Origin of the sequence: Streptomyces sp. SCSIO 75703, assembly GCF_036607905.1 — a bacterium.
Classification (GTDB): Bacteria; Actinomycetota; Actinomycetes; order Streptomycetales; family Streptomycetaceae; genus Streptomyces.
The window spans coordinates 3,044,194-3,056,031 of record NZ_CP144555.1; the positions used below are offsets into that span (position 1 = coordinate 3,044,194).

At 73.0% G+C, this 11,838-nt stretch carries 12 protein-coding genes and 1 rRNA gene; 3 read left to right on the plus strand and 10 right to left on the minus strand.

From position 1 onward, the window contains the following. Positions 1 to 110 precede the first annotated feature (110 nt). The gene (locus tag VM636_RS13215) at positions 111 to 443 is read right to left on the minus strand and encodes a glutaredoxin family protein (protein ID WP_234312786.1); all 333 of its coding nucleotides are present in this window, start codon (positions 441 to 443) and stop codon (positions 111 to 113) included. Between the two features lie 162 nt (positions 444 to 605). On the opposite strand from VM636_RS13215, the gene VM636_RS13220 reads away from it, so the two are divergent. From VM636_RS13220 to VM636_RS13230, 3 genes are all read left to right on the plus strand, one after another. Further along, positions 606 to 1,541: an HAD-IB family hydrolase gene (locus VM636_RS13220; RefSeq protein WP_030422662.1), complete on the plus strand. Its 936-nt coding sequence runs from the start codon at positions 606 to 608 to the stop codon at positions 1,539 to 1,541. Between the two features lie 307 nt (positions 1,542 to 1,848). Beyond that, positions 1,849 to 2,643, plus strand: a complete 795-nt coding sequence (locus tag VM636_RS13225) for an ECF subfamily RNA polymerase sigma factor, BldN family (protein ID WP_030422661.1) — start codon at positions 1,849 to 1,851, stop codon at positions 2,641 to 2,643. Between the two features lie 259 nt (positions 2,644 to 2,902). Further along, complete coding sequence (locus VM636_RS13230; protein WP_030422660.1) at positions 2,903 to 4,144, plus strand: DUF5667 domain-containing protein; 1,242 nt, start codon at positions 2,903 to 2,905, stop codon at positions 4,142 to 4,144. Between the two features lie 187 nt (positions 4,145 to 4,331). Here the strand turns inward: VM636_RS13230 and VM636_RS13235 are convergent, their stop codons facing one another. The 9 genes from VM636_RS13235 to rrf all read right to left on the minus strand — a co-directional run bounded on the left by VM636_RS13235 (position 4,332) and on the right by rrf (position 11,773). After that, positions 4,332 to 5,357 (minus strand): lysophospholipid acyltransferase family protein, encoded by a 1,026-nt coding sequence (locus VM636_RS13235; protein ID WP_338484512.1) that lies wholly within the window; start codon positions 5,355 to 5,357, stop codon positions 4,332 to 4,334. A 14-nt stretch (positions 5,358 to 5,371) separates the two neighbouring features. Further along, positions 5,372 to 6,433: an NAD-dependent epimerase/dehydratase family protein gene (locus VM636_RS13240; RefSeq protein ID WP_338484514.1), complete on the minus strand. Its 1,062-nt coding sequence runs from the start codon at positions 6,431 to 6,433 to the stop codon at positions 5,372 to 5,374. 279 nt (positions 6,434 to 6,712) lie between these two features. Further along, positions 6,713 to 6,811: an AURKAIP1/COX24 domain-containing protein gene (locus VM636_RS13245; RefSeq protein WP_003948845.1), complete on the minus strand. Its 99-nt coding sequence runs from the start codon at positions 6,809 to 6,811 to the stop codon at positions 6,713 to 6,715. A 199-nt stretch (positions 6,812 to 7,010) separates the two neighbouring features. Next, positions 7,011 to 7,223 carry a helix-turn-helix domain-containing protein gene (locus tag VM636_RS13250; RefSeq protein ID WP_030422657.1) on the minus strand — a complete coding sequence of 71 codons (213 nt, stop codon included), beginning with the start codon at positions 7,221 to 7,223 and terminating at the stop codon, positions 7,011 to 7,013. A gap of 129 nt (positions 7,224 to 7,352) precedes the next feature. Then, entirely contained in the window at positions 7,353 to 8,168 is an 816-nt protein-coding gene (locus tag VM636_RS13255) for a phosphatase (RefSeq protein ID WP_030422656.1), read from the minus strand. 255 nt (positions 8,169 to 8,423) lie between these two features. After that, positions 8,424 to 9,596 carry an acetoin utilization protein AcuC gene (locus VM636_RS13260; RefSeq protein WP_030422655.1) on the minus strand — a complete coding sequence of 391 codons (1,173 nt, stop codon included), beginning with the start codon at positions 9,594 to 9,596 and terminating at the stop codon, positions 8,424 to 8,426. Continuing rightward, positions 9,547 to 10,845, minus strand: coding sequence for an MFS transporter (locus VM636_RS13265; protein WP_030422654.1), 1,299 nt, complete (start codon positions 10,843 to 10,845; stop codon positions 9,547 to 9,549). Before VM636_RS13265 ends, VM636_RS13260 begins: the two co-directional genes overlap by 50 nt. Positions 10,846 to 10,953: 108 nt before the next feature. Next, positions 10,954 to 11,598: an HAD family hydrolase gene (locus VM636_RS13270; RefSeq protein ID WP_030422653.1), complete on the minus strand. Its 645-nt coding sequence runs from the start codon at positions 11,596 to 11,598 to the stop codon at positions 10,954 to 10,956. Between the two features lie 58 nt (positions 11,599 to 11,656). Continuing rightward, a 5S ribosomal RNA gene (rrf, locus tag VM636_RS13275) occupies positions 11,657 to 11,773 on the minus strand. Positions 11,774 to 11,838: the final 65 nt, after the last annotated feature.

Genomic DNA, 11,838 nt, shown 5'->3' on the forward strand with positions numbered 1-11,838 from the left:
CGCGCCCTCGTTCCTCACTCATCGAGGGCAAAGCCGTGCACACTCCTCACGATCAACGCCCCCGAGACCACGTCACCATCGATCCTAAGCGACCATCCGGACTACTTGAACTAGTCGGTCAGTGCCTTGCGCAGCCGTTCCTCGTTCACACGCCAGAAGGTGTGCTGCCTGCCGTCGATCAGCACGACCGGGATCTGCTCCCAGTACGCGTCGTGCAGCCGGCGGTCCTCGGTGATGTCCTTCGCCTCCCAGGCGACGCCGAGGCCGGCGCAGACCTTCTCGACGACGGCCTGGGCGTCGTCGCACAGGTGGCAGCCGGGCTTGCGGATGAGGGTGACGACATGGGACTCGGTACGCGGGGAGGACGGCCGCGCCTGCGCGGGCCGCGGGGACTGCGGGGACTGCTCGGTCGCCCGGTCCCTCCGGCGGAAGAGGGGACTCATGCCGGCCATTCTCGCGCGCTCCGGCCCGCCGGGGCCCCCTCCGCCGGCCTCCGCCTCGTCCCGCCGTGCGCCGGTCCCGGCAGCGCCGCCGTCGCCCCGGGTTCACGCGCCCACCGCCTCTCGGACCCGGCGCACCCGAACAGACTGGCTATGCTCACGGACATGGCCGCTCTCCGATGGCTCTCCCCCCGCAGACGTTCCGCCACGGCCCGCAGCGTGCTGGCCGGCGAGGCATCGGCGGAGGCCGCCCGTGAGTCCACCCTCCGCGAGGCCGCGCCCGCCGAGCGGGCCGCCGAGGAGGGCGAGGCACCGTTCCCGGTGCACGGCGACGACCGCGCCGCGGCCTTCTTCGACCTCGACAACACCGTGATGCAGGGCGCCGCGCTGTTCCACTTCGGCCGCGGCCTGCACAAGCGGAAGTTCTTCGAGACCCGCGACCTGATGCGCTTCGCCTGGCAGCAGGCGTGGTTCCGGATGGCCGGCACCGAGGACCCCGAGCACATGCGGGACGCCCGCGACTCGGCCCTGTCCATCGTCAAGGGCCACCGCGTCAGCGAACTGCGCTCCATCGGCGAGGAGATCTACGACGAGTACATGGCCGGGCGGATCTGGCCCGGCACCCGGGCCCTGGCCCAGGCCCACCTGGACGCGGGCCAGCGGGTCTGGCTGGTCACGGCGGCCCCGGTGGAGATCGCCCAGGTGATCGCCCGCCGCCTCGGCCTGACCGGCGCCCTCGGCACGGTCGCCGAGTCCGTCGCCGGCGTCTACACCGGCCGGCTGGTCGGCGAACCGCTGCACGGACCGGCCAAGGCGGAGGCGGTGCGCGCCCTCGCCGCGGCGGAGAACCTGGACCTCTCGCGCTGCGCCGCCTACAGCGACTCGCACAACGACATCCCGATGCTGTCGCTGGTCGGCCACCCCTACGCGATCAACCCGGACGCCAAGCTGCGCAAGCACGCCCGCGCACGGGAGTGGCGCCTGCGCGACTACCGCACGGGCCGCAAGGCGGCGAAGGTCGGCATCCCCGCGGCGGCCGGCGTCGGCGCCGTGGCCGGCGGCACGGCCGCCGCGATCGCCCTGCACCGCCGCCGCCGCTGAACGAGCCGATCCGGTCGCTCTACCCCGGAGGGAACCCCTCCAGTCCACCCGCGCGCACATTGGCCACAACCCGCACGGTCACCCATCGGAACTCGAACCTTTTCGATCAAGAACTGATCAACAATCCGTACTCACTCAGTCACCAACTGGCTAAGAAAGCGACGTAACCGGTGATTTGAGCAACTGGGTGTAGCAGTCCCTGTACGAAGCGTTATTCTCCTCAGACGCAATTCGGTACCCGTCCGTCGCTACGACGGGTGAACGGTTCCGCACTGCACGTGATGGAAGCTCTGCCTCTGGGAGTCCCGTGTACCCACACGTCGGGGTTGACGCCTCGGGCCTGGCTACGCTGCGCGCAACGGTCAAAACAGCCCAGGACCTGCTGCGCGTTCTCGTCCCCACCGCGTACGCCGTCCCCGCACTCGCCGCGGCGGTCACCGCCCCCGCCGGCCCGTGCTACGCACTCGCCGACGGCAGCGCCGCCGTCGGCAGACGCGCCCGCCCGTCCTCCTCCGGTGCCACCACCACCCACCGCCGGCCCGCCGCGGACAGTGACAGTGCCCGGATGATGGACCTCGTCGAGCGGGCCCAGGCCGGCGAGGCCGACGCCTTCGGCCGGCTCTACGACCAGTACAGCGACACCGTGTACCGCTACATCTACTACCGGGTCGGCGGCAAGGCGACCGCCGAGGACCTGACCAGCGAGACCTTCCTGCGCGCCCTGCGGCGCATCGGCACCTTCACCTGGCAGGGGCGCGACTTCGGCGCCTGGCTCGTGACCATCGCCCGCAACCTGGTCGCCGACCACTTCAAGTCCAGCCGCTTCCGGCTGGAGATCACCACCGGCGAGATGCTCGACGCCAACGAGGTCGAGCGCTCCCCCGAGGACTCCGTCCTCGAATCGCTCTCCAACGCCGCCCTGCTCGACGCCGTACGCCGGCTCAACCCACAGCAACAGGAGTGCGTCACCCTCCGCTTCCTCCAGGGCCTCTCGGTCGCCGAGACCGCGCGGGTCATGGGGAAGAACGAGGGAGCCATCAAAACGCTCCAGTACCGGGCAGTCCGCACCCTCGCCCGGCTGCTGCCGGACGACGCCCGCTGAGCCCCGGGCGCCCCGCCCGGGGCGCCACTACCCTCCGCATTCCCCAAATCACCATCGGTGAGAGTCAGTTGAGACCGAGGTCCGATCACCCACCGTCCGTAACCCAAGTGCCGCGCCGCTCGTTGTGCGGGATGCAGGCTCCCTGTGGTCAACACCCCCTGGCCGACTCCGGCCGCACTCGCGTGTGGTCGGGGCCGGGGTGTGCGACCCTCAGGACCCCCTGGGGAGTCGACCGTCATGACGAGAGGAGGTGCCGCCAGTGATCGCGAACGTATCGGCACACCGGCGGGCGAACGCCTTCGCCCAGGCTCTGGAGGAGCAGTCCGATCCGGGGGCGGCGACCGAGCAGCCCGAAGGATCGCCGCCCACCGGGGCCACCGCGGACCAGGCCGAGCGGGGGCGCCTGCTGGCCCTCACCGCCGACCTGGACTCGCTGCCCAAGCCGGAGCTGGACCCCGAGGTCAAAGTCGTCCAGCGCGCACAGCTGGTGGCGGCGTTCGAGGCCATGCTCCAGGAGGGCACCGCGGGGGGCGAAACGAATCCTTCGGTACCCGAACAACGCCACGCCCGCGGCGCCCACCGCGCGGCCCCGCTGAAGAAGTTCCGTCCACGCTCCCGGCTGGCCAAGGGGCTCACCGCCGGCGGCCTCAGTGTGAGCGTCGCCGCCGGGGCCTTCGGCGGAGTCGCCGCCGCCAGCTCCGACGCCCTGCCCGGCGACTCCCTCTACGGCCTCAAACGCGGCATAGAGGACTTCCGGCTCGGTCTCACCGCCGGGGACGACGAGCGCGGGCAGGCCTACCTGGACCAGGCGTCCACCCGGCTCAGCGAGGCCCGCCGGCTGATGGAACGCGGTCGCGCCGGCGACCTCGACCACGAGTCCCTCGGCCAGGTCCGCCGCGCCCTGTCCGGCATGCGGCACGACGCCTCCGAGGGCCACCGGCTGCTCAGCGCCGTCTACGCCCGCGACCCCGACTCGCTCGCCCCCATGCAGGCGCTGTCCGCCTTCTCCCGCTCGCACCGGGACACCTGGGGCGCACTGCGCGACCGGCTGCCCGTGCAGCTCGGCGACGTGAGCGAGCAGGTCTCCTCCGTCTTCGACGCCATAGAGGACGACGTGGCGCCGCTGCGCTCGATGCTGCCGCCGACCTCCCCCCAGGAGGACGAGGGCGGCACCGGCAGGCACCGCGGCCGGCCCGACCCGGAGGTCACCGGCACGCCCGGCGCCCACGAGTCCCCGGCGCCCGGCGACGGCACCGGTTCCTCGCCGGGCGGGCACACGGGAAGCGGCCCCAGCGAGTCGGCCGGCTCCGACAACCCCGTCGAGGGCCTCCTCGGCGGCGGCACCGGCGGCCTGCTCGACCCGCCGAAGGACACCGGGGGCGGCAGCGCCTCCCAGTCCCCGGAGGGCCCCTCCTCACCCGTCCGCCCGGACGTCACCCTCCCGCCGCTCCTGCCGGGCCTGCTGCCCGGCCTGGGCATCCACGGGGAGGACGCCGACTGACCGGCTGACGGCACGGCCAGGCGCCGGGGGCACCCAGACGACGGGGGTGCACCCGGCGCCTTCTCCTGCGCCGTGCGTACGGCGCCCGTGCCCGTACGGCGAGGCCCGGCGGACCGGGGGCGTCGGCCGAGGACCCGGAGGCCGGCGGCGCGGGGCACGGAGACCCGGCGCTCCCGGGAGAACGGGCTCAGAAGAAGACCGAGCGGCGCTGCACCAGCAGCTTGTACAGCGTGTGCTGGATCTGCTCCCGCACCTGGTCGGTCAGGTTGAACATCAGCATCGGGTCGTCCGCCGCCTCCGGCGGATACTCGTCTGTCGGGATCGGCTCGCCGAACTGGATCGTCCACTTCGTCGGCAGCGGCACCGCGCCCAGCGGACCGAGCCAGGGGAAGGTCGGCGTCAGCGGGAAGTACGGGAAACCCAGCAGCCGCGCCAGCGTCCTCGCGTTGCCGACCATCGGGTAGATCTCCTCCGCCCCGACGATCGAGCAGGGCACGATCGGCACGCCCTTGCGCAGCGCCGTGGAGACGAAACCGCCGCGCCCGAACCGCTGGAGCTTGTAGCGCTCCCCGAAGGGCTTGCCGATGCCCTTGAAGCCCTCCGGCATCACCCCGACCAGTTCGCCCTGGCCCAGCAGCCGTTCGGCGTCCTCCGTGCAGGCGAGGGTGTGACCGAGCTTGCGGGCCAGCTCGTTGACGACCGGCATGACGAAGACCAGGTCCGCCGCCAGCAGCCGGAGGTGCCGGTCGGCCGGATGGTGGTCGTGCACGGCGACCTGCATCATCAGCGCGTCCAGGGGCAGCGTCCCGGAGTGGTTGGCGACGATCAGCGCACCGCCCTCGGACGGGATGTTGCCGATGCCCTTCACCTCGACCCGGAAGTACCGCTCGTACAGCGGGCGCAGCAGGGACATCAGCACCTGGTCGGTGAGTTCGGCGTCGTAGCCGAAGTCGTCGACCTCGTACTCGCCGGTGAGGCGGCGGCGCAGGAAGGCCAGCCCGCTCGCCACGCGCCGCTCCAGGGCGCCGTCGCCGGACGGCGGCGCCTGGCCGCCCGGGTGCTCCTCGGGCTCGGGCACCGGCTGGATCCCGCGCACCGGCGCGTTTTCGCCGGAGCCGCGCCGGGTCCCGCCGCCCCGGCGCCGCGTCGGGCGCTGCGCGGCGCCGCCCCGCGACCGGTCGTCGTCGAACGGAATGACCTTGGCGTCCGCCATCGTTGATGCGCTCCTCAGTTGGCGCTCTGGGTCGGGAGGTGGCCGCCGCCCCGCGGGGACAGCGCCGCGATCCGGTCGACGGCCCCCGCGAGGGCCGCGGGCGGCAGCAGTCCGGGGCCCTGGGCGGCGGCGAACGCCGCGAAGGTCCCGGCCGTGGTGTGGGCCGGGACGAAGCCGAGCGTCTCGCGCATCTGCGTGGTGTCCACGACCCGTCCGTGGGTGAGCAGCCGGATCTGCTCCGGGGAGAAGTCCGTCATCCCCAGCGTACGCACGAGGGTGCCCGCCCAGGTGACCGCGGGCAGCAGGACCGGCACGGTGGGGCGGCCGAGGCGGCGCGCGCACTGGGAGAGCAGCAGCACGCCGTCCCCGGCGATGTTGAAGGTGCCGCTGTTGAGGGTCCCGCGCCGCGGCGCGTGGGCGGCGATCCGCAACACCTCGACCACGTCGTCCTCGTGCACGAACTGCAGCCGCGGGTCGTAGCCGAAGACGGTCGGCAGCAGCGGCAGCCCGAAGTAGGAGGCGAGCGGGGTGTCCGCGCCGGGGCCGAGGATGTTGGCGAACCGCAGCACGCACACGGCGACGTCCGGCCGGCGCCGGGAGAAGCCTCGCACGTACCCCTCGACCTCGACCGCGTCCTTCGCGAAGCCGCCACTGGGCAGGGACTTGGGCGTGGTGGACTCGGTGCAGACCGCGGGGTCGCGGGGGGCGGATCCGTAGACGTTCGTACTGGACTTGACGACGAGCCGCCGTACGGCCGGGGACTTCTGGCAGGCACCGAGGAGCTGCATGGTGCCGATGACGTTGGTCTCCTTGACCGACGTCCGGCTGCCGCCGCCCAGCGGTGTGCCGGTGACGTCCATGTGCACGACCGTGTCGGCACCGGTCTCGGCGAGCACCCGCCCGATGCCGGGCCGGCGGATGTCGGCCCGGACGAAGTCGGCGCCGCCCAGGTCGTGCTCGGGCGGTACGGCGTCGACGCCGACGACCCGTTCCACGTCGGGGTCGCGCTGGACGCGCCGCACGAAGCAGCCTCCCAGCCGGCGGGCCACGCCGGTCACGAGCACGGTCTTCCCCACGGCCAGCGCCTTCCTTCCGCCCTGTTCCGCGACCGGGTCCGGTCCGCCGGTCCCGGTCGCCGGCCCCGTCCGGCCGGGTCGCCGTACGGCCGGTGCGGTGCCCGGCGCCGGGCCGTCCCGTGCCGCGTTCCCGTCACGCGGCACAACTTAGCCGGTCGAGGGGGCGCCGCGGCGACCGCCGGGGCGGCGGGTGACGCGTTTTCGCGGGCGCGGGGACGACTGTGGCCCCCCACCGGACGCGGTGGGGGGCCACAGGACACACGGACGGCGCAGCGTCGCCTACTTCTTGTTGCGACGCTGAACGCGCGTGCGCTTGAGCAGCTTGCGGTGCTTCTTCTTCGCCATCCGCTTGCGCCGCTTCTTGATAACAGAGCCCACGACTTACCCTCGCTCACTTCTCATGACTCGGTTGTTGGGCGCCATGGGCCCACACGACCTACGAGGGGCCAGCCTACCCGCCCTGGGACCGAGGTCGTAAATCGAGGTGAATCGAACCCGGACCGAGTGGTGGCGAGGCGTCGTGAACGACCGGGGGAGGCCCGCGAAGAGCCCCCGTACGAGCCTGCCCCGGGCCGTCTCAGGCCGTTTCCACCCCCACGTAGCTCTCGCGGAGGTACTCGTGCACCGCTTGCTCCGGGACGCGGAACGACCGTCCGACCCGGATCGCGGGCAGATGACCGCTGTGCACCAGGCGGTACACGGTCATCTTGGACACGCGCATCACCGAGGCGACTTCCGCCACGGTAAGGAACTGAACCTCGTTCAGAGGCCTTTCGCCGACTTGAGCCATGACACACCTGAACCTTCCGCACGCGACGGCCGCCGGCTTCCCCTTCCGGTGACTCTTCGTCGCTGCGTGCTCACTCCCCAGACTAGGGGCGGGTGATGCGAATGGGGAAGAGGTGCACCCATCGCATGCCTACCGTGACAGACACGCTCGATTGAGTACGTAGCGGATGAGCGGCCGGTAGTACTCGGAGCGCACGGCGTCGTCGAGCGGGACCGCGACGGCGACCACGCCCTCCGCCTCCCCGACGAAGAGCGCCGGATCGTCCGTGTCGGCCGGCCCGATGGCCTCGAACCCCAGTTGACCTGCCCCGCAGACCCAGCCGTGGTCCCCGATCACCAGTTCCGGCAGGGGTCCGCCGGCCTCCGCGGCGGCGTCCAGCACCGCTCTGACCGGCAGCGGCGAGTGCGTGTGCGCGCCGGGCTCACCACCGGCGCGTCGGGTGCCGGGTTCCCGTACCAGGGCGACGCGGCGCACGTAGTCGAGGCGGTGTGTGCGTAGACCGAACCGGGTCAATATGTCGACACGGCGACCCTGCGCGGGGGTGAGGACGTCACATCCCGCCGTCGACAGGGCGTCTGCGAGCGCGGCGTAGAAACCCAGCAGCCGGTGCGGGTGGCCGGTGCCGAGGAGCACCGGTCCGCCACGCTGCGCGACGGCACCGATCCGGTCGGCGAAGGCGTCCAGCGCGGTCAGCGTCCGCTCGGGGTCGATCACGTCCCGGCCGGACGTGTGCCGGGGGTCGGGCGAGACCCCGCACCGGTCGGCCATGAGCGCGATCAGGTCCCGATGCTCCCACGTTCCGCGCGGATCGAGCCCGATCAGGACACGCGGGTCGCGGGCGGCGAACAGCCGGTAACTGCGCAGGCTCGCCTCGCGGGAGGTGGCCACGTCCCCGGCGAGGCGGGTGTCCAGGAGATGTGCCCTGAGGGCGTCACGGCTCGGCATTCGCAGGATGCTGCCGGACGCCCGCCGCCGCGGTCCCCGGAACGGGCGAACACCCCACGGCCGGGGGACCCCGGCGGGCGTCCGTGGTCCTCGCCGGGGTACCGCGGTCGCGGCGGGGGCCGCACGGGTGGCGGGGCCGGGGCGGGGGCCGGACGGGCGGGGCCGCCGGGGCCTGGGGCGAGGCCGGCCGGACCGGGTCGGGTCCGGCGCGGCCGGGTCAGGGAGAGGCCGCCGGGTGGGGGCGGCGCCGCAGGGTCAGGCCAGCAGGCCGCGCAGGGGGAACACCGCGCGGCGGGCCGCCAGGACCGCCTGGTCCAACCGGTCCGCGGGGTCGTACCCGGCCTCCCAGTCGGACCACGCCACCGGCCACCGCCCGTCGGTCATCCGCATCGGCCCGAGCTGCCGGGTCCGCGCGTACACCTCCTGCCGCCAGCCCTCCGGGATCACCGTCTCCGGCTCCACCGGCCGCCCGGCCGCGATCCCCACGAGGTGCGTCCACGACCGGGGCACCACCTCGACGACCGCGTACCCGCCGCCGCCCAGCGCCACCCACCGCCCGTCGGCGTGCGCGTGCGCCAGGTCGTGGCAGGCACTCTGCACGGCCCGCTGGGCGTCCAGCGACACCGCGAGGTGCGCGAGGGGGTCCTCGAAGTGGGTGTCGGCGCCGTGCTGCGTCACCAGCACCTGCGGCCGGAAGTCGGCGATCAGCTCGGGCACCACCGCGTGGAAGGCCCGCAGCCAGCCCGCGTCACCGGTCCCGGCGGGCAGCGCGACGTTGACCGCCGAGCCCTCCGCGCCGGGCGCGCCCGTCTCCTCGGGCCACCCGGTCTGCGGGAACAGGGTCCGCGGGTGCTCGTGCAGCGAGATCGTCAGGACCCGCGGGTCCTCCCAGAACGCCGCCTGCACACCGTCCCCGTGGTGCACGTCCACGTCCACGTAGGCGACCCGTTCCGCGCCCAGCTCCAGCAGCCGGGCGATGGCCAGCGCCGCGTCGTTGTAGACGCAGAAGCCGGAGGCCGCGCCGGGCATCGCGTGGTGCAGGCCGCCGGCGAAGTTCACCGCGTGCAGCGCGTCGCCCCGCCACACCGCCTCGGCGGCGCCCACCGACTGCCCGGCGATCAGCGCGGACGCCTCGTGCATCCCGGCGAAGGCCGGATCGTCGAGGGTGCCGAGCCCGTACGAGACGTCGGCCGCGTCCGGATCGGCGGAGGCGGTGCGCACCGCGTCGATGTAGTCCTCGCGGTGGACCAGCCGCAGCGTCGACTCGCCGGCCGGTTTGGCCGAGACGACGTCGACCTCCCGGTCGAGGCCGAGGGCGTCGACCAGCCGCCGGGTCAGCGCGAGCCGGACCGGGTCCATCGGGTGCTGGGGACCGAAGTCATAGCCCGTCACTGCCTCGTCCCACATCAACTGTGCGCGACCGCTCATGCCGGACACCGTATCGGTCCGGCCCTGGCGCGAACGAGCGGGCGTACCCGAGGGTCACCAGCACCAACACCATCGGCACCAGCATGGCGCCCCGGTAGCTCCAGGCGCCGCCGAGCGCGCCGACGAGCGGCGAACCGACGAGGAAGCCCACGTAGTTGAAGATGTTGAGCCGCGCCACGGCCGCGTCGGACGCCGCCGCGCCCCCCTGGTCGAAGGCGCGCCGCCCGGCCGCCGCGAAGGTCTGGGGCACCAGGACGCACAGCCCGAGGCCGAGCAGCGTGAAGCCGAGCATCCCGGTCCACGCCCCGGGCGCCGCCGCGACCACGGCGAACCCGCCCGCCGCGAGCACCGCGCCCGCCCGGACGACGGCCACGGCACCGAAGCGCCGCACCCCGGCGTCCCCGACGGTCCGCCCGGCCAGCGTGGTCACCATGTAGACGTTGTACGGCACGGTGGCGAGCTGCTCGGAACTGCCCAGCACGTCCTGGAGGTACTTGGCGCTCCAGTTGGAGACGGTCGAGTCGCCGATGTACGCGAAGGTCATCACGAGGCAGAGCGGCAGCAGCACCCGGAAACCGATGCCGGACGCGCGGGAGCCGTCGTCCGCCGGCCGCGTGACGTGACCGCCCGCGCGGTCGGGCCCCTCGCCGGTCCGCTCCACGGTTCCCTCTCCGGTCCCCTGGCCGGTCCTTTCGCCGTCGACGTACCAGCGGCTGCCCGTCAGCGCGGCCGGGAACAGCAGGGCCACGACCGGCAGGTACGACACCCACAGCGCCAGGTGCCAGTGGGCCCCGGCCCAGGCCAGCGAGGCACCGAGGATGCCGCCGAGGCTGTACGCCGCGTGGAACCCGATCACGATGCTGCGCCCGTAGGCCCGTTGGAGGCTGACCCCGAGCATGTTCATCGAGGCGTCCAGGGCGCCGACGGCGAGCCCGAAGGCGGCCAGGGCGACGGCCAGGAGGATCATCCGGTCGCCCGCGCCGACGCCGAGCAGCGCGAGGAGGACGACCGGCTGGGACCAGCGCAGGACCCGGCTGGGCCGCACCCTGCGGACCAGCCGCTCGGTGGCCACGCTGCCGGCTCCGGCGAGTACGGGCACGGCGGCGAGGAAGGCGGGCAGCAGCGCGTCGGAGACGCCGTAGCGGCTCTGGACCGCCGGGATGCGCGTGACGAGCAGGGCGAAGGCGACGCCCTGGGTGAAGAAGGAGAAGGCCAGCGAGGCCCTGCCGCGCCGCAGCTCATCCGTCATGGCGGCGAGCGTAGGGCCCGGACCTACCGGTGGGGAGATCTCGCCGAAGGCGAATTTCTTTCAGCTCTGGTTCCGGGCCGGGCCGACGGGTCCGGTGCGGGGTCCGGATCAGGCGAGCAGGCCGGGCAACTCGGCCATGTCCGCGAAGAGTCCGGTGGCCCCGGCGAGCCGGGCGGGGGGCGTCATCGCGGTGAACCCGTAGACGTCCATGCCGGCGGCGACCGCGGCCTGGACGCCGAGCGGGCTGTCCTCGACGACGACGCACCGCTCGGGCGGGACGCCCATCCGCCGGGCCGCGTGGAGGAAGAGGTCCGGCGCGGGCTTGCCGCGTCCGACGTCCTCGGAACTGAAGATCCGCCCGTCGTCGAACCACCGGTCGAGCCCGGTCCTGGCGTGCCCGACCCTGATCCGCTGGTGGCTCCCGGAGGAGGCCACGCAGTACGGCACCTGGTCCGCGGCGAGCTTTTCGAGGACGTCGTCAACGCCGGGGACGGGCTCCAGCTCCCGTGCGAAGGCGGCGAAGACGCGCCGGTGGAAGACGTCGTCGAAGTCCTCGGGCAGCCGCCGCCCGGTCCGCTCCCGCACGAGGTCGTGGACGCGGTGCAGCGCGGCCCCCATGTAGTCGCGCAGAGAGTCCTCGTACGACGTCGGGTGCCCCAGTTCGGTGAGGTAGCCGGCGAGGAGCCGGTTGGAGATCGGCTCGCTGTCGACGAGGACACCGTCGTTGTCGAAGAGGACCAGTTCGTAACGCATGAAAGGACCATAAACGCAGAAGACCCCGCACCAAAGGTGCGGGGTCTTCCCAATATTTGTTCGGCGGCGTCCTACTCTCCCACAGGGTCCCCCCTGCAGTACCATCGGCGCAGTAGAGCTTAGCTTCCGGGTTCGGAATGTAACCGGGCGTTTCCCCTACGCTATAACCACCGAAACACTATAAAACCCAGCCAACAAAGACTGTTCGTGGTTTCAGAACCAACACAGTGGACGCGAGCA